Consider the following 18,092-nt stretch of genomic DNA (forward strand, 5'->3'; position numbering starts at 1 on the left):
GATGCGGGTGCTGCTGGCGCAGAACATGCCGTACCTGCCCGGCCACGGCGGCGCCACGAAGTCGAACCGGCTGCTGCTGCAGGAGCTGGCGGCCCGCGGGCACCGCTGCGTCGCCGTCACCCGCGGCGAGCCGGGGGTGCGCACCATCGCGGGCGTGGAGGTGTTCGCGGCCGGCGGCCCGCGGCTGCCCCGGCTCGTGCGCGAGGTCGCCGCGGCCGAGGAGCCGGACGCGGTGCTGGTGCCGTCCGACGATCCCGGGCTCATGGTGCTCGGCTCGGCGCTGCGGGCCGCGCCCGGGCGGGTGGTGTACCTCGTGCACACCCTCCAGCAGCTGCCGTTCGGGCCGCGCGCGTTCTACCCCAGCGAGTCCGGGCACCGGATGGTGGCCCGGGCGCGCTCGATCGTCGCGGTGAGCCGGGCCGCGCACGACTACGTGCGGGAGCACGGCGGGCTCGAGTCCACCGTGCTCTACCCCCACGTCTACGGCCCCGGGCCGCACCCGGACCTGTCCGACGCCGGCGGCGTGGTGACGATGGTGAACCCGTGCGGCTTCAAGGGGCTGCCCGTCCTGCTGGGCCTGGCCGACGCCCGCCCGGCGACCCGGTTCCGGGCCGTGCGGACCTGGGGCAGCACCGATGACGAGCTGGCCGAGCTCGCCGCGCGCCCCAACATCGAGGTCGTCGCGGCCGTCCCGGACATCGCCGACGTGCTGCGGGGTAGCCGCGCGCTGCTGATGCCGTCGCTGTGGGACGAGACGTTCGGGTATACCGCGGTCGAGGCGATGCTGCACGGGGTACCGGTGCTGGCGGCCGACGTCGGCGGGCTGCGGGAGGCCAAGCTCGGGGTGCCGTACCTGCTGCCGGTCACCCCGATCACCGGGTACCGGCCGCAGCGGGGCGGGGAGCCGTACCCCCGGCCGATCGTGCCGCCGCAGGACATCGCGCCCTGGCTGGCCGCCCTGGACGACGCGGCCGCCGTCGCCGCGCAGGGACGGCAGGCGGCCGCCGCGTTCGTCGCCGCCCTGGACCCGGGGGCGCTCGAGAAGCACCTGGTGAACCTGTGAGTGGTCCGGAGCGGAGCGGAGGGGCCGCTCACCATGGGCTCAGGGTTGTCGCGTCGGCGCCGGAGCTTGCGGAGGTGACGGCGTGCGACGACCTGCGGACGCTGCTGCTCATCCGCCACTTCGAGACCGCGCTGCTGGAGCTGTTCGCGCAGGGGCTGCTGCACGGCACCACCCACACCTGCCTCGGCCAGGAGGCGGTGCCGGTCGCCCTGATGCCGCTGCTGGACCCCGGCGACTTCGTGTTCTCCAACCACCGCGGCCACGGCCACTACCTCGCCCGCTTCGACGACCCGGCCGGCCTGCTCGCCGAGATCATGGGGCGGGACGGGGCCGTGTGCCACGGCGTCGGCGGCAGCCAGCACCTGCGGCGCGACCGCTACCTGTCCACCGGCGTGCAGGGCGAGAGCCTGCCGCTGGCCGCGGGGGCCGCCCTGCACCAGGCCCGCAGTGAGCCCGGACGGCTCGCGTGTGCATTCATCGGCGACGGTACCTGGGGCGAGGGCGCGGTGTACGAGACGCTGAACCTCGCCGCGCTGTGGCGCCTGCCGCTGCTGGTCGCGGTCGAGCACAACGGCATCGCGCAGAGCACCCCGTCGGCGGCGGCCATGGCCGGCACGATCGCCGCGCGGGCGGCCGCGTTCGGCGTCGCCCACGTGCACGTGCCCGTGGCCGAGCTCGACGACGACGTGGCGGCCGTGCGGGCGATGCTGGAGGAGCCGCTCAAGCACGTGCGCGACGGGGCCGGGCCGCTGGTCGTCGAGTTCGCCGTGCACCGCCTGGGCCCGCACAGCAAGGGCGACGACACCCGTCCCGCCGCCGCCGTGGCCGCGCTGCCGGACTGGTACCCCCGCCACGCCGGCACCCCCCTCGACACGCAGCAGCGCGAGCGGGTCGCGGCCGTCGTCGCGGACGTCACCGCCCGCCCGCCCTCGACCTGGGACCCGCGGTGACCCGCGTCGCCGAGCGCCTCAACGCCGCCCTGGCCGCGCTCCTGGACGAGGACCCGGCGCTGTACCTGCTGGGCGAGGACATCACCGACCCGTACGGCGGCGCCTTCAAGGTGACCCGGGGCCTGTCCACGCGCCACCCGGGCCGGGTCCTCGCCACCCCGATCAGTGAGTCGGCGGTCGTCGGCATCGCCAACGGGCTGGCCCTGGCCGGCGACAAGGCGATCGTCGAGATCATGTTCGCCGACTTCGCGCTGCTCGCCTTCGACCAGATCGTCAACGTGGCGGCCAAGTCGACGGCGATGTTCGGCCGCCCGGTGCCGATGCCGCTGGTGGTGCGCTGCCCCACCGGGGGCAACCGCGGCTACGGCCCGACGCACAGCCAGAGCCCGCAGAAGCACTTCCTCGGCGTGCCCGGCCTCGACGTCTTCGAGCTGAGCCCGTTCCACGAGCCGCTGCCGCTGTTGCGCGCGATGCTGGCGAGCGGCCGGCCCGCGGTGCTGTTCGAGGACAAGGTGCTGTACGGCCGGCCGATGGGCGTCCCCGGCCCGTTCACGGCCGACGGGGACGTGGTCGTCGTGGACGGCGCGCCGAGCGACGACTACCTGATCGTGGCGCCCGGCGGGCTCGCCCACCGCGCGCTGGAGGCGATGGAGGCGCTGCTGGTGCGGTACGAGCTGTGCGGCGCCCTGCACGTGCCCACGCGGCTCTACCCGTGGGACCCGGAGCCGGTGCTGGGCCACCCGGCCCGGCAGGTCCTGGTGGTCGAGGACGGGCCGCCGGGCGCCTCCTGGGGCACCGAGGTCGCGTACCGGCTGCGGGACTGCGGGCGGCCCGTGCGGGTGCTGCACGCGGCGGACACGGTGGTGCCGACCGCGGCCCACCTGGAGCGGGAGGTGCTCGTGCAGGCTTCGACGATCGTTTCGGCGCTCACGTGACCGAGATCCGGGTACCCAAGCTCAACACCAACGACGCCGAGTACACGCTGGTGGAGTGGATCGCGCCCGCCGGTTCCCTGGTGCGCGCGGGCGATCCGGTCGCGACCGTGGAGACCTCGAAAGCGGCCGAGGAGCTGCCCGCCACCGACTCCGGCTACCTGCGGCCGCTGCTGCCGGTCGGCGCGGTCTTTCCGGCCGGGGCCGTGATCGGCCGGCTGGAGGCCGCCCCCGGCCCGGCTCCGGCGGCGGTCCCGGCGGAGATCTCGCACATCGTGATCACCGAGCCGGCGCTGCGGGCCATGGCCGAGCGGGGAATCTCGCGCGCCGCCGTGGAGGCGCTCGGGCGCAAGGTGGTCCGGGTCGCCGACCTCGACGAGCTGGCCCCGGCCCCCGCCGCCTTCCGGGAGGAGCGGCTCTCGCCGGTCCAGCGGGCCGTGGCCGCCGTGGTGAGCGAGTCGGCGCGCGGCATCCCGCAGGCGTTCGTGGCCGTGCGCGTGCCGGTCGGGGCCGCCGTGGCGCGCGGGCGCGACCTCACGCGGCGGTACCGCCGGATGATCGGCCTGCCCGAGCTGACCGTCGCCGCGATCGGCGCGGCCGCGGGCGAGCACCCGGACTGCTTCGCCGCGTTCGCGCCGCCGGACCGGGTGCGCCGGGCCGCGAGCGTCGACGTCGGGGTGACCGTCGACGTCGGCCAGGGCCTGCACGTGCCGGTCATCCGCGACGTGCCGGCGCTGTCGCTCGCCGACATCGCGGGCCGCCTGATGCAGCTGCGCACCACCGCCCTGCGCGGCGCCTTCCGCCCGGCCGACCTCGCCGGCCCGGCGATCCTGCTGGCCCTGCACACCGACCCGGACGTGACCGCCGCCGTGCCGCTGGTGCTGCCCGGCACCACGTGCGCGGTCTCGCTCACCGCGCAGGTGGACGGGCACGTGCAGCTCGGGCTGGCCTACGACCACCGGGTCCTCAACGGCCGCGGCGCGACCTCGTTCCTCAAGGCGGTGGCGGCTACGTTGGCCGTATGACCAAGAACTACAGCGCGATCATGTACACCGAGTTCGGCGCGGCCTCGGTACTCGAACCGGCCGAGCGGGAGCTCGCCGAGCCGGGGCCGGGTGAGGTCCGCGTCCGCGTGGTGATGTCCGGGGTGAACCCCACCGACTGGAAGACGCGCAGCGGCGCCACCGCCATGGCGCCGGTCGCGCCCGAGGGCCAGGTGCCCAACCAGGACGGCTCCGGGGTCGTCGACGCCGTCGGGGACGGGGTGACCGGGCTGGCCGTGGGGGACAGGGTGTGGCTGGTCATGGCGGCCTACCAGCGGCCTGGGAGCGGGACCGCCCAGGAGTACACGGTGGTGCCGGCGGATCGTGCGGTACCGCTGCCGGACGAGGCGTCCTTCGAGGCCGGGGCGAGCCTCGGGGTGCCCGCGATGACCGCGCACCGGGCGCTCACCGTGCACGAGGGCGCCCCGGCGCGGCTGGCCCCCGGCGCGCTGGCCGGCCGCAACGTGCTCGTCGCGGGCGGGGCCGGGGCCGTGGGCAACGCGGCGATCCAGCTCGCGGCCTGGGCCGGCGCGACCGTCGCGGCCACCGTCAGCGGGCCGGAGAAGGCCGAGCTGGCCCGGCTCGCCGGCGCGCACCACGTGGTCAACTACCGCGCCGCCGACGCGGCCGAGCGCCTCCGGACCGTCTTCCCGGACGGCGTGGACGTGGTCGTGGAGGTCGCCGCGGCGCACAACCTTGAGCTCGATCTGGCCGTGCTGCGCTCCGGCGGGACGATCGCCGTCTACGCCAACGACAGCTCCGGCGGGCCGCTGAGCGTCGAGGTGCGCCGGCTCATGGTGCTCAATGTGCGGTACCAGTTCGTGCTGCTCTACACCGTCCCGTCCGCGGCCCTGGCCGACGGCGCCGCCGCGGTGAACGCCGCGCTCGCCGACGGCGCCCTGCGCTTCGGGGCGGAGACGGGCGTGCCGCTGCACGAATATCCGCTGTCCGAGACGGCGGCCGCGCACGCCGCGGTGGAAAGCGGGGTCGTCGGCAAGGTCCTCATTCGCGTCGCTACCAGCAATTAGCAGGACCCGGCCATCGACCTTTCGGACAGCGATTTTCGGCGGTATTTTCTGAACATTAGATAGCCAGGTCAGAGGCGTGCACGAACCGTCATTTGCCGAGTCGTGGACCTTTTCGTGGGAAACGCTCGAAACGGTCACGATCCACTTCCGGCGATCCACGCTTCGTTCGGCGTTCACTATTTGACCCTTCGCACTTGGTCAAGCCTTGCGAGGTTCAGCACTGCGTCCCGGCGTAACGGGATTCGCAGAGCGGACTGGAGAGGTTGATGCCCCAGGTGCGTATCCAGGTCCTGTGCGGACCGGCCTCGGTGCACCCGCACCGGATGGCCTGGCCGGCGGGGGCGACCTGGCACGGCGAGTGGTACGCCTGGCGGCTCATCGGCACGAACAACCATGAGCTCGGGCGCAGCGCGCTGAGCTTCCGCAGCTACCAGTCCGCCCTCGCCGCCTTCGCCGAGCTGCGCGGCGGCCTCGACCGGCTCGTCCAGCAACTGGTCCCCGAGCGGCCCACCGGCCGCTGGGGCTGGCGGCTGGAGCTGGACGGCGCGGCCGTCGCGGTCAGCGGCCGGTGGTACCAGCGCAACAAGCTGAGCCTGCTCGGGGCGGCCAAGTTCGTCGCCCTGTGCGCCGAGGCGGAGCCGGCCGGGGGCGTCGTGGCCCGGCCCGACCGGGGGCCGCGATGAGCGGCGACCTGACGGCCCGCCAGGCGCGGCGGAAGCTGGTCGACAACGCCGGCCCGGCCGACAAGATCTACCGCGGCGTGGCCCGCGGCGGCGGCAGCCTCGTGCTCGTGCTCATGGTGCTCGTCGGCACCTTCCTGGCCTACCGGGCCTGGGAGGCGCTGAGCGAGGCCGGGCCCGCCTTCATCACCACCGAGCAGTGGAACCCGGACGGCGGCGGCTTCGGCATCGCCGCGGTGATCGTCGGCACCGTCCTCATCGCGCTCGTCGCGGTCGCGGTCGCGGTGCCGCTGGCCATGGGCGCCGCGCTCTACATCTCCGAGTACGCGCCGCGCTGGCTCAAGCGCACGATGGTCGCCATGGTCGACCTGATGGCGGCCGTGCCGAGCGTGGTGTTCGGCCTGTGGGGCGCGTTCTTCCTGCAGTGGAAGATCGTCGACCTGTCCCGGTGGATCTCCGACTGGTTCGGCTGGATCCCGATCTTCAAGGTCGGCGGGGTCGAGCGGCACGACCCGCTGGCGACGGCGACGGCGTACACCTCGTCGACCTTCATCGCGGGCGTGGTCGTGGCGCTGATGGTGGCGCCGATCGCCTGCTCGGTGATGCGCGAGGCGTTCGGCCTGGCCCCGATGGGCGAGCGGGAGGGCGCGTTCGCGCTCGGCGCCACCCGGTGGGGCATGATCCGCAGCGTCGTGCTGCCGTTCGGCCGCGGCGCCGTCGTCGGCGGCACCATGCTCGGCCTGGGCCGGGCGCTGGGCGAGACGATCGCCGTCGTCATGATCATCTCGCCGCGCTTCGAGATCCAGCCGCGCGTGCTCGAGCACGGCACCAGCTCGGTCTCCTCGCTGATCGCGCTGCGGTACGGCGAGGCCAGCCCGTTCGGCATCTCGGCGCTCATGGCGGCCGGCGTGGCGCTGTTCGTGCTGACCCTGCTCGTCAACTTCGCCGCGGCCTGGGTGGTCTCCCGGTCCCGGTCCGGCGCGATGAGCGAGGTGTGACGGTGCTGCACCAGGTCGAGCCCGACACCCGCGCCACCGTCGTGCCGGCGCGCCCGGCGGCGCCGGGCGCGCAGACCCGGCGCCGCACCAGCGGGCTGCGGCGCACGGACTGGTTCGCCATCATCGGCGCGTTCGCCGCCGGCAGCGCCACGACCGGCGTGCTGTGGACGCAGCTCGGGCCGTTCACCGGGCTGCTCGGCTACGTCGTGGTGACGTGGCTGGTGACGGTCGTCTGCTACGCGGCGCTGGTCTCCTTCGACGAGAACCGCGCGGCGGTACGCGACCGGATCAGCGCGTTCGTCGTGCACTCGCTGGCCTCGGTGCTGCTCGCCGCGCTCGTGTTCGTCATCTTCTACACGTTCTCGCGCGGCTGGCGGGCCGTGATCCACCTGAACTTCTACACCCAGGACATGCGCTCGACCAAGGCCTCGGACCCGCTCACCGAGGGCGGCATCCTGCACGCCATCGTCGGCACGCTCTGGGAGCTCGGGATCGCGCTGGGCGTCGCGGTGCCGCTGGGCCTGATCGCGGCCGTGTACCTGCACGAGGTGCCGGGCCGGTTCTCGCGGTTCGTCCGGACCGTGGTCGAGGCGATGACCGCCCTGCCGGACATCATCGCGGGCCTGTTCATCTACGCGACCCTGATCCTGATCTTCCACCTCGGGCCGTCCGGGTTCGCGGCCGCGACCGCGCTCGCCGTCACGATCCTGCCGATCATCATCCGCGCGGCCGACGTGGTGCTGCGCCTGGTGCCCGGCTCGCTCAAGGAGGCGTCGCTGGCGCTCGGGGCCAGCCGGTGGCGTACCACCTGGCACGTGCTGCTGCCGACGGCCCGCTCGGGCCTGGCCACCGCCGTGATCCTCGGCGCCGCCCGGGCGATCGGCGAGACCGCGCCGGTGCTGCTGACCGCCGGGGCGACCAACTACCTCAACCTCGACCCGATGCACGGCCCGATGATGTCGCTGCCGCTGCTGGCGTTCACCGAGGTGCAGTCGCCGGAGAAGAACGAGATCGCCCGCGGCTTCGGCACGGCGACGGTCCTGCTGGTCCTCGTGCTGCTGCTGTTCATGGTCGCCCGGATCATCGGCGGCCGCGGCCCCGGCGAGCTCACCGCGCGCGGCCGGCGACGCCGCGCGGCCGCATCCCGGCGCGACGTGCAGCGCATGTCCCGGCCGTACCCGCCCACCGGGCTTCCGCAGGAAACCGCAATTCAGCAGGGAATCGCATTTCAGCAGGGAACCGAACCCAGGCAGGAAGAGGCCTCACCATGAACCCCCGATGGCGTCGCCGGTCGGCCACCATCCTCGTCGCGCTCATCGCCGCGATGGTGAGCGTCCTCGCCCCCGCCCGCCCCGCGGCCGCCTACGTGCCGATCACGGGCGGCGGGTCCACCTGGTCCTACAACGCCTTCCAGGCGTGGATCGGCAACGTGGAACAGAACCGCATGCACGTGGACTACGACCGCAGCGGCTCGACCGTCGGCCGGCAGCGGTTCCGCGACGGCACCCTCGACTGGGCCGCGTCCGACATCCCCTACGGCGTCAAGGACGGCAACAACAACGACCTGCCGCCGGAGCGCGGGTACGTCTACATGCCGGACACCGCCGGCGGCACGACCTTCATGTACAACCTGAAGATCGGCACCAAGCGGGTCAACAACCTGCGGCTGTCCGGCGAGAACATCGCGAAGATCTTCACGGGCGTCATCACGAAGTGGAACGACCCGGCGATCAAGGCCGACAACCCCGGGCTGAACCTGCCGGGCATCTCCGTCATCCCGGTGGTCCGCTCGGACGGGTCGGGCTCCAGCGCCCAGTTCACCCAGTGGATGGTCGCCACCCAGGGCGGCTACTGGACGGCGTACTGCGCCAAGGTCGGCAAGAACCCGTGCACCCAGACCTCGGCCTACCCGGTGCTCGGGGGCTCCTCGATGATCGGGCAACCGGGCGACCTCGGCGTCTCCGGCTACGTCTCCCAGCCCGGCGCGGCCGGCTCGATCGGCTACGTCGAGTACTCCTACGCGATCCAGGCCGGCTTCCCGGTGGCGAAGGTGCTCAACCCGGCCGGGTACTACACGGAGCCGACGGCCGGGCACGTGGCCGTGTCGCTGATGGCGGCGAAGATCAACAACGACAAGAACAACAAGGCCCTGTACCTGACGCAGGACCTCTCGGCGGTGTACACCAACCGGGACCCGCGCACCTACGTGCTGTCCTCGTACTCGTACATGATCCTGCCGACCACGACCGCCGATCCCTTCAACGCGGACAAGGGCCAGACCCTCGGCGACTTCGGCAAGTACCTGCTGTGCGAGGGCCAGTCCCAGGTCGACACGCTGGGCTACTCGCCCCTGCCGCTCAACCTGGTGCAGGCGGGGTTCGGCCAGCTCGCCCTCGTACCCGGGGCCAAGGTGCCGCCGCCGACGGACATGCGCAGCTGCAACAACCCGACGTTCTCCACCGACGGCACCAACACCCTGGCCAAGCGGGACGCGAACCCGCCGGACTGCGACAAGCAGGGCCCCCAGCAGTGCACCACCGGCACCGCCGGGACCAGCACCGCCGGCAACGGCAACGGCGGCGGGAACAACAACGGGAGCAACAACGGCACCGGCAACGGCGCCACGGCCGGCGCGAGCACCGGCGCCTCGGGGGCCGCGACGGACAACGCCGGGGCCGCCCCGACCTGCGACGCGGACACCGGCATCTGCTCGGGCGGCAGCGGCGGCGGTACCGGCGGCGAGGGCGCGCCGGGGCAGGTCGACGCGGCGGCCGTGGAGACCTCGCCCGCACTGTTCGACGGGTTCGAGACCGCCCTCATGGTGGTGGCCGCGGTGCTGCTGCTCGGGCTGTGCCTCGTCCCGCCCCTCGCCGTGCAGCTGGCCACGAACCGGCGGGCGCGGCGCGACGGATCGAGAGGTTTCTGATGCTGACCCAGGCCGCACGCCGGCGCCTGGCGAGCGGGCTCGCCGCCGCCGTCGCCGCGCTCGGGCTGTTCGCGCTCGGCCCGGTGGACCCGGCGCGCGCGGCGGACCCGTCCGACCAGATCACCGGCAACGGGATCACCGACTCCGCGGTGACCGTCCGCTGGAAGGACGGCCTCCTCGGCGCGGACAACAAGACGGTCGTCAAGGCGCGCGACTCCGCCGACCCGTACGCCTTCATGCACGACGACTTCAAGGACCTCGAGGTCACGGTCGGCCAGACCCGCAACCTCGTGCACCAGGCCATCAAGGTGACCTGGAAGGGCAAGCCGATGAAGGGCCTGTTCAACGCCAACTACCTGCAGCTCATGGAGTGCTACGGCGACGCGGCCGAGGGGCCGCAGCCGGAGCAGTGCCAGTTCGGCACCGAGGGCCTCAAGCAGGACAAGACCGGCGGCGCCAACATCGGCACCCGCAAGGGCAACGTTTGCGACACCCATCGGCCCAGCACCACCGAGCCGCCGGCCGGCGTGGGGCTCGCGCCCTTCCTGGGCTGCGACCCGGCCGAGGACCCGGCGGCGCCCGGCTACAGCCACCACGACCCGGCCGGCAGCGCCGACACCTACACGGTGCCCTTCGTGCCCGTCGGCACCACCAACAAGCTCTACCAGCCGATCAAGTGGCCGTTCAGCAAGGCCAACAGCAACGAGATCCAGGAGGCCGGCACCCGGGCCGACGGCACCGGCGACCTCTACTTCAACGCCCTCACCCAGACCGAGGCGCCCGGGCTCGGCTGCGGCGAGGCGCTGACCGACGGCAAGGCGCGGGACTGCTGGCTGGTCATCGTGCCGCGCGGGGAGTACGAGCCCAACGGCTGGAAGCTGCAGGACATCGACGCCGCCTCGATCATGCAGGAGTCGCCGCTCGGCGCGGCCTCCTGGGCCCAGCGCATCCAGATCCGCCTCGGCTACAGCCCGATCGCGCGCGCCTGCGGCATCGGCGGCGTCAAGCAGCGGCAGACCCAGGGCACCGAGCTGATCTCGCACGCGTTCTACTCGTGGCAGCTGGCGCTGAACACCGGGGCGAACTGCCAGAAGGTCTACGGCTTCACCCGCGCCCCGGAGGCGTCGAACACCTCCCAGCTGGGCAGCGAAACGGGCAAGGGCCTTGCCTTCACCACCGTGCCGATCGGCAGCGAGGCCGGGCGCGCGGGCGACACCCCGCCGCCGCTGCCGCCGCTGGCCTACGCCCCGGTCGCCGTATCGGCGATCACGTTCGGCTTCCACGTCAACCTCACGGACGGCTACGTCAGCACGCCGATCAAGCTGACCCCGCGGCTGGTCGCCAAGGGGCTGACCCAGTCGTACAAGAGCGACCTGACCGACAGCCGGGCCAACGGCGGCCAGGGCCCGGACTGGGCCAAGCAGAACCCCGCCTTCATGACGTCGGACCCCGAGTTCAAGAAGCTCAACCCCGGCCTGCCCTTCCGGCCGGGCAGCTCGCTCATGTCGCCCCTGCTGACGGCCGAGCACTCCGGCGTCATCCGGCAGGTCTGGGCCTGGGTCCTGTCCGACGCGTCGGCGCGCGCCTGGCTCGGCGGGGAGCGCGACGAGTACGGCATGATCGTCAACGACGACTACCGGAAGCTGAACCTGGCGGCGAGCCCGACCGACCTGTTCCCGCGCGTCAACACCTGCTTCAACACCGGCGCGCCGGGCGAGAAGATCCCGGATCGCTGCACCCTGAACCTCTTGCCGTACATGGAGAACTACGACGAGAGCGCGAGCCGGGTGCGGGCGGCCAACAACCCGCAGGGCGCCGACTGGAACCCGAACATCTCCTCGCCGCAGAACACCGCGGGCTGGTGGGAGGTCGGCCAGCCGATCGAGTTCCCGGGCCAGATCTTCATGTGGGGCGTCATGGACTCCGCGAGCCTGGCCAACTACGGGGTCGTGCCGGCCCAGCTGTGCAAGTCGGACGGCACCGGCTGCGTGTCACCCACGACGACGTCGATCTCCACCGCCGTCGGCGCGGCCAAGGCCGACGGCAGCGGGCTGCTGCAGGTCGACCCGGCGGCGGCCGGCAACGGCGGGTACCCGCTGGTCGCGGTCACCTACGCGGCGGTACGCAAGACCCAGGACGCGGAGGCGCTCGCCGACTACGCGGCGCTGATCAAGTTCGCGGTCAACGAGGGCCAGACGCCCGGCGTCGAACCCGGCCAGCTGCCGCACGGGTTCCTGCCGCTGCCGGAGAGCCTGCGCACCACCGCCATGAGCGTCGCCACGGCGCTGACCGTTCCCGCCAGCACGTCGGAGGCGGCGAACACCGGATCGGGCGGCGGCAGCGGCACCGGCGGCGGCAACTCCGGCACCGGCGGCGTGCCCGCCACGGGTGCGCGCCCGGTGGCGTCGAGCTCGTCCGGCCCGGCCTTCGTCACCACCTCGGCGAGCCCGGTCCCGGCCGCCCTGTCGACCTCGCCGCTGAGCATCGGCGCGATCCGGTGGGCGCTGGTCATCGTCATCATCGCCGGCCTCGGCGGGGCGATCGGCGGGCCGTTGCTGCGCCTCGCGCTCAGTCGCCGACCGCCGGGAGCCGGGGGATGAGTCCACACATTCCCGTAACCCTCCCTTAATGCTGGCGTACCCGCACATATCCCGACCTTCTATGCAGATCCGGTATCGGCCTCGGCGCTCAGATCCACAAGATGTTGTCGCTCCCCTCATCGCAGGAAAGGAAGCACATGAACAACACGAAGCGCCTCGTGCAGCGGTTGCTGGTCGGCGGTATCGCCGCCGCCACCGTCGCCACGGGTCTCATCGTCGGCGTGGCCGGTCCCGCCTCCGCCGACCCGGTGGGCGACCTGGTGGGCGTCGGCTCTGACACAACCCAGGACGTCATGAACGGCGTCGCGGACAGCATCGGCCTCGGCCTCATCGGCTCCTGGGACGCCATCGACCCGAACAGCAAGGCCCAGCACCTGGCCATCTCGCCGAAGCGTGGCTGCAGCCTCAACCGGCCGAACGGTTCCGGCCAGGGCGTCACCGCGCTGCGCCAGTCGGGCAACGTGGCGGCCGCGATCGCCGCCCCGTTCGCCGACGAGACCGACCTGCCGGAGGCCGGCTGCGTCGACTTCGCGCGGTCCTCGGGCGACCCGGGCACCTCGCAGTCCAACACGGGCCGGTGGGCCTACGTCCCGTTCGCGCTGGACGCGGTCGGCGTGGCGAGCCAGCACTTCGGCGACGCCACCGCCACCAACTACAACCAGCTCGGCTACGACCCCAGCAACGCCGCGACGGGCACGGGCACGCTGCAGAAGCTGTACCGCGACGGCCAGCCGGTGGTGCTCGGCGGGGTCACGTACGACCCGCAGTGCAACGCGGCCCCGTGCACCGGTGGCGCCACGCCGATCCACCTGTACATCCCGCAGAACGGCTCCGGCACGCGCTCCTTCTGGCTGAGCAAGATGGGCATCGGCACGGTGCCGGCGTGGCTGCACGACCACGCCTGGACCGGCACCGACTACAACGGCGCCCTGGTCGAGGAGCACGACGGCACGGTCCTGCAGGGCGACGCGAACGGCATCGCGCCGTTCTCGATCGCGCAGTGGGTCTCGCAGCGCAACGGTCACGGCGACCGTCGTCACGGCGCCCACCTGCACAGCCTCGTGAACGTCGGCGTCACGCCGAACGTCACGGTCAACCCGCTCAGCGGCGCCTTCCCGACGGCGGAGACGGGCAACCTGAACGCCTCCTTCATCATCCGTCGCGAGGTCTACAACGTCGTCGAGTGGAAGAAGGTAAACGTCGGCAACGCGGCCTTCGACGCGAAGCTCTACTCGGTCTTCGGCCCGGGCCAGGGCCTCTGCGGCAAGTCCGCGGTGATCCTGAGCTACGGCTTCGCGCTGCTCAACTCCGCTCCGCTGGGTCACACCTGCGGCGCGATCGTCGACGGCCTGCGCGCGTTCGGCACCGACTGATTTCACGAACGGGCCGGTGCCTGGCCGATCGATGAACGGCCGGGCACCGGACCTCGCACGGCGTCCTGGACTGATCCACCTTCGCAGACTCCCTGGGGGGCCATCCCCAGGGTCGTCCAGGGCTGTGCAGCGGGCATTGCCCTCTATCAGAAAGGTCAGTGTAGCCCCTGATGAAGACCACTTCCCTGAAGCGCCGGGCCCTCACGGCCGGTGTGGTGCTCGGGGCGATGGGTGCGACCCTGCTCGCGCCCTCCATCGCCCAGGCCGAGGTCCCGAACCCGCTTCCCGCGGGCATCAACCTCGGTGGCCTCCACCTCACGCCGAGCTCCGGCGACGCCGGTGTCACCCCGAGCTTCACGGCCGACTCCGCCTGCCCGGCGGGGACCAACCTGGCGAACGTCAACACGATCGACCTCGGCGGCGTGGAGCAGACGATCTCCAGCAACGTCGCCGGTGTCGTCGCGGTGACGCCGGGCTTCGGCGCCGCGTTCAACACCGACATGGGCACGGTTCAGGCGCTGGCCGGCAACGGTGGCCAGGAGTCGTTCCTGTTCCTGGTCGACTGCCGCACGGGTGCCGGTCACGGCACCTACACCGACGCCGTGCAGGTGGACTACGCCGCTGATGGCAGCTGGCAGATCCACGGGTCCGGCCCGGTGCTGCAGCAGACCACCACGACGGTGTCGCCGGCCACGCAGACCGTGGCGCCGGGCACGAACGTGACCGTGACGGCGTCGGTCTCCCCGGCCGCCGCGACGGGCACGGTCGAGTTCAAGGAGGGTGCGACCACGCTGTTCACGACCCCGTCGGGCAGCGGCACCTTCACGTACTCGACGACCGGTCTGGCGCTGGGTTCGCACAGCATCACCGCGACGTTCCACGCGGCTGACGCGGCGGCGTACTCGAACTCGACCTCGTCCGCGGCCACCGTCGTGATCGCCAGCGACACGCAGACGGCCACGGAGAACATCCAGGTCGGCGTTCCGCAGGAGCAGGGCGTGTTCACCCTGACGGTGGACCCGGGCCTCGTGGACATGGGCACCGCCCACCTCACGGGCACGGGCGACACCCGCCACTTCCACGCCGAGGGCAACCTCAAGAACGTGAACATCTCCGACGGCCGTGACCAGACGGTTCCCGGCTGGTCGGTCACCGGCCAGGTCGGCGACTTCACCAACACGGCCGACGCCACCAAGAAGTTCTCCGGCTCCAGCCTCGGCTGGCAGCCGGCCGTGGTGGCGAACAACGCGGCCGCGAACGTCTCCGCGGGCCCGGCCGTGAACACCGGCTCGACCCCGGGCCTGACCAGCGCCACCACCCTGGGCGGCGCCCAGGCCGGCAAGGGTCTCGGCGACAGCAAGCTCGGTGCGGCCCTGTCCCTCGACTTCCCGAAGGGCACCACGCCGGGTACGTACGCCGCGACGATCACGATCACCGGCCTCGGCGGCACCCCGCTCGCCTAAGGCCTCTCGCAACACGGGGGGAGCGCGCGGCGCCGTCCGCGCGCTCCTCCCGGAACCTCCGTCGACCTGAATGGACGTGCTGCGATGACCACTCCGCGCCCCTCGCGCGCGATCAGTGCCGTGCTCGGCCTGCTGTTCGCCGCCGCCGCGATCCTGCTGCCGGGCCACCCGGCCGGCGCGGAGCCCACGCCGGGTTCGATCACGTGGGCGGTGCAGCCGTCGGGCGCGAACGGGCCGGACAGCCGCAAGGAGTTCTCGTACCTCGACATCAAGCCCGGAACCGTCGTGCACGACTACGTCGCCGTGACCAACTTCAGCGCGATGCCGGTGACGTTCCAGATCTACGCGACCGACGCGCTCAACGGCAACAACGGCGTGCTCCAGCTGCAGCCGGCCGCCGAGAAGCCGCGCGACATCGGCTCCTGGGTCACGATGCAGAAGACCAGCGTCACCCTCAAGCCGAACGAGCGGGCCATCGAGCCGTTCACCCTGACCGTCCCGGCCACCGCGACCCCCGGCGACCACACCGGCGGCGTCCTCGGCTCGATCGGTGTCGAGGAGAACAGCGCCAACGGGCCCGTCAAGGTCGACCGCCGGCTCGGCGTGCCGATGTACCTGCGCGTCGCGGGCCCGCTGAACCCGGGCATCGCCGTCGACTCGGTGAGCGCCAGCTACCACGGGACCGCCAACCCCGTCGGCGGCGGCAGCACCGATGTGACCGTGACCGTGCACAACACCGGCAACGTCCGGCTCAACGTGAACCCCGAGATCGCGGTGAACGGCCTGTACTGGCTGAAGGTCGCGAGCGCGAGCCAGTCGACGCTGCCCAACCTTCTGCCCGGCTCGACGGTGCAGTTCACCGTGCACGTCGCCGGCGTCTTCCCGCTCGGCCCGATGACGGTGAAGGTCCGCGCCGTGCCCAGCCAGATCACCGCGCTCGGGCTGCCCAAGGCGCCCTCGGAGCCGCAGACGGTCGAGGCCGAGGCGTTCCTGTGGGCCACGCCGTGGACGCTGCTGCTCGTCATCCTGCTGCTCGTCGGCGGGTTCTTCGCGGTCCGCTGGCTGCGGCGCCGGCGCACCGGCCGTCAGCAGCGCGTGGTGGCCGACGCGGTCGCGAAGGCGCGCCAGGAGACGGTCGAGGAGCTTCGGACCAAGGCGCTGGCGGCCCGGTCGTCCGCCGGTGGCGATGGGGAGTGACCTCCTCATGACCGCGACCGACCTGCTGCCGCCGCCCGTCCTGCCGGCCGCGCCGCCGCCGCGCCCCCGGCGTCAGGCGCCGCCGGCGGTCCAGGTGGTCTCGACCGCGATCACGATCCTGTCGCTGACCCTGCTGGGCTTCGGCGTGTACGCCGGCTGGGTGTCCCGGCTGCACCACGACCGTGCCCAGCTGACCGCCTACGCCGACTTCCGCAAGGACCTCGCCCTCGGCACCGCGCCGACCGGGCCGACGAAGCCCACGGACCCGAAGCGGCTGCTGGACTTCGGCACGCCTGTCGCGGTGCTCGACATCCCCAAGCTGCACCGCAAGGAGGTCGTCTTCGAGGGCACGACCGGCGCGGTACTGCAGGACGGGCCGGGCCACCGGCGGGACACGCCGCTGCCGGGGCAGTCCGGGGTCAGCGTGATCATGGGGCGGGCCACCATGTACGGCGGGCCGTTCGGCGCCCTCGCGACGCTGGTGCCCGGCGACGAGTTCACCGTCACCACCGGCCAGGGCGTGAGCCGCTTCAAGGTGCTCGACGTCCGGCACGGCGGCATGCCCCAGCCGCCCCCGCCGGCGACGGGCGCCGGGCGGGTCGTGCTGACCACGGCGTACGGCGGGCTCCTCGTGCCCTCCGACGCGCTGCGGGTCGACGCCGACCTGGTCTCCGAGGTGCTGCCGAAGCCGCAGCAGGTGGTGAAGAACTCGCAGCTCGCCCCGGCCGAGCAGGTCATGGCGGTCGACACCCGGGTGTGGTTCCCGCTGGTCTTCATCGGCGAGGCGCTGCTGCTCGCGGTCGCCCTGCTCTCCGCCGCCCGCGCGTTCTGGGGCCTCTGGCAGACCTGGATCGTGGCGGTGCCGGTGGTCGGGTTCCTCGGCCTCGCGACCGCCGACCAGGTCTCCCGGCTCCTACCGAACCTGATGTGACCCGACGGCCGAGGACGGCATGGTGACCCTTCCAATCGACGACACCGCGTGGGCGAGCTCGCAAGAGGCGCTCGCCGCATACGACGACTACCTCGGCATCCACCGCGAGCTGCCCTCGCTCGCCGGGCTCGACGCGCGCGACATCAGCGCGTGGTTCGGGGACCACCAGGTGCTGGACCGGGTGACGCTGTCCATGAAGGCGGGCCGGGTGACGGCGCTGATCGGCCCGTCGGGCTGCGGCAAGTCGACCTTCCTGCGCATCCTCAACCGGATGCACGAGCTGGTGCCGGGCGCGTCCCTGGCCGGCGAGGTGCTGCTGGACGGCGTGGACGTCTACGACCCGGCCCGGCGCCTCACCGACGCCCGCCGCCAGATCGGCATGGTGTTCCAGAAGCCCAACCCGTTCCCGGCGATGTCCATCTACGACAACGTCTGCGCGGGGCTGAAGCTCACCGGCCGGCGGCTGGCCCGGTCGGCGCGGGACGCCCTCGTCGAGGAGTGCCTGACCAAGGCCGGGCTGTGGCGCGAGGTCGCCGACCGGCTGCGCCAGCCGGGCGGGGCGCTCTCCGGCGGCCAGCAGCAGCGGCTGTGCATCGCCCGGTCGCTCGCGGTACGCCCGCGGGTCCTGCTGATGGACGAACCGTGCTCGGCCCTGGACCCGACGTCGACGCGGGTCATCGAGGAGACGATCCAGGAGCTCGTCGCCGAGGTGACCATCGTGATCGTCACGCACAACATGCAGCAGGCCCAGCGGATCAGCGACCACTGCGCGTTCTTCCTCGCCGAGCAGGGCACGCCCGGCTACATCGTCGAGCACGGCCCGACCGACGCGATGTTCTCCACGCCGCAGGACCCGCGCACCTCCGACTACGTGAACGGCCGCTTCGGCTGATGACGGCCACGGCCTC

The 18,092-nt window shown here is 72.7% G+C and carries 15 protein-coding genes; all 15 read left to right on the forward strand.

Annotation, left to right across the window (positions count from 1 at the left end; genetic code table 11):
* The first annotated feature begins 1 nt into the window (after position 1).
* The 15 genes from ACPPVO_RS05625 to ACPPVO_RS05695 all read left to right on the forward strand — a co-directional run bounded on the left by ACPPVO_RS05625 (position 2) and on the right by ACPPVO_RS05695 (position 18,076).
* Positions 2–1,063, forward strand: a complete 1,062-nt coding sequence (locus ACPPVO_RS05625) for a glycosyltransferase family 4 protein (RefSeq protein WP_426510196.1) — start codon at positions 2–4, stop codon at positions 1,061–1,063.
* Positions 1,064–1,137: 74 nt separating this feature from the next.
* A complete protein-coding gene (locus tag ACPPVO_RS05630) occupies positions 1,138–2,013 on the forward strand; it encodes a thiamine pyrophosphate-dependent dehydrogenase E1 component subunit alpha (RefSeq protein ID WP_426510197.1) in 876 nt (291 codons plus the stop codon).
* Positions 2,010–2,948: an alpha-ketoacid dehydrogenase subunit beta gene (locus ACPPVO_RS05635; protein ID WP_426510198.1), complete on the forward strand. Its 939-nt coding sequence runs from the start codon at positions 2,010–2,012 to the stop codon at positions 2,946–2,948. The genes ACPPVO_RS05630 and ACPPVO_RS05635 overlap by 4 nt, the downstream gene beginning before the upstream one ends.
* Complete coding sequence (locus tag ACPPVO_RS05640) at positions 2,945–3,970, forward strand: 2-oxo acid dehydrogenase subunit E2 (protein ID WP_426510199.1); 1,026 nt, start codon at positions 2,945–2,947, stop codon at positions 3,968–3,970. The genes ACPPVO_RS05635 and ACPPVO_RS05640 overlap by 4 nt, the downstream gene beginning before the upstream one ends.
* On the forward strand, positions 3,967–5,016 hold the full coding sequence (locus tag ACPPVO_RS05645) for an NADPH:quinone reductase (RefSeq protein WP_426510200.1): 1,050 nt from the start codon (positions 3,967–3,969) through the stop codon (positions 5,014–5,016). Before ACPPVO_RS05640 ends, ACPPVO_RS05645 begins: the two co-directional genes overlap by 4 nt.
* Positions 5,017–5,282: 266 nt before the next feature.
* Positions 5,283–5,699 (forward strand): hypothetical protein, encoded by a 417-nt coding sequence (locus ACPPVO_RS05650; protein ID WP_426510201.1) that lies wholly within the window; start codon positions 5,283–5,285, stop codon positions 5,697–5,699.
* Positions 5,696–6,694, forward strand: a complete 999-nt coding sequence (gene pstC / locus ACPPVO_RS05655; protein ID WP_426510202.1) for a phosphate ABC transporter permease subunit PstC — start codon at positions 5,696–5,698, stop codon at positions 6,692–6,694. The genes ACPPVO_RS05650 and pstC overlap by 4 nt, the downstream gene beginning before the upstream one ends.
* A complete protein-coding gene (gene pstA, locus ACPPVO_RS05660; protein WP_426510203.1) occupies positions 6,691–7,965 on the forward strand; it encodes a phosphate ABC transporter permease PstA in 1,275 nt (424 codons plus the stop codon). Before pstC ends, pstA begins: the two co-directional genes overlap by 4 nt.
* Positions 7,962–9,620, forward strand: coding sequence for a phosphate ABC transporter substrate-binding protein PstS (locus ACPPVO_RS05665; RefSeq protein WP_426510204.1), 1,659 nt, complete (start codon positions 7,962–7,964; stop codon positions 9,618–9,620). Before pstA ends, ACPPVO_RS05665 begins: the two co-directional genes overlap by 4 nt.
* Positions 9,620–12,220 (forward strand): hypothetical protein, encoded by a 2,601-nt coding sequence (locus ACPPVO_RS05670; protein ID WP_426510205.1) that lies wholly within the window; start codon positions 9,620–9,622, stop codon positions 12,218–12,220. The genes ACPPVO_RS05665 and ACPPVO_RS05670 overlap by 1 nt, the downstream gene beginning before the upstream one ends.
* Before the next feature lie 137 nt (positions 12,221–12,357).
* Positions 12,358–13,593: a hypothetical protein gene (locus ACPPVO_RS05675; RefSeq protein WP_426510206.1), complete on the forward strand. Its 1,236-nt coding sequence runs from the start codon at positions 12,358–12,360 to the stop codon at positions 13,591–13,593.
* Between the two features lie 170 nt (positions 13,594–13,763).
* Positions 13,764–15,056, forward strand: coding sequence for an Ig-like domain-containing protein (locus ACPPVO_RS05680; protein ID WP_426510207.1), 1,293 nt, complete (start codon positions 13,764–13,766; stop codon positions 15,054–15,056).
* Between the two features lie 84 nt (positions 15,057–15,140).
* On the forward strand, positions 15,141–16,253 hold the full coding sequence (locus tag ACPPVO_RS05685; protein WP_426510208.1) for a WxL protein peptidoglycan domain-containing protein: 1,113 nt from the start codon (positions 15,141–15,143) through the stop codon (positions 16,251–16,253).
* A 7-nt stretch (positions 16,254–16,260) separates the two neighbouring features.
* Positions 16,261–17,184, forward strand: a complete 924-nt coding sequence (locus ACPPVO_RS05690; protein WP_426510209.1) for a sortase — start codon at positions 16,261–16,263, stop codon at positions 17,182–17,184.
* A 19-nt stretch (positions 17,185–17,203) separates the two neighbouring features.
* Positions 17,204–18,076, forward strand: coding sequence for a phosphate ABC transporter ATP-binding protein (locus ACPPVO_RS05695; protein ID WP_426510210.1), 873 nt, complete (start codon positions 17,204–17,206; stop codon positions 18,074–18,076).
* The last annotated feature ends 16 nt before the right edge of the window (positions 18,077–18,092 follow it).

The organism is Dactylosporangium sp. McL0621 (assembly GCF_049995355.1).
In the GTDB taxonomy this organism is placed as follows: Bacteria; Actinomycetota; Actinomycetes; order Mycobacteriales; family Micromonosporaceae; genus Dactylosporangium.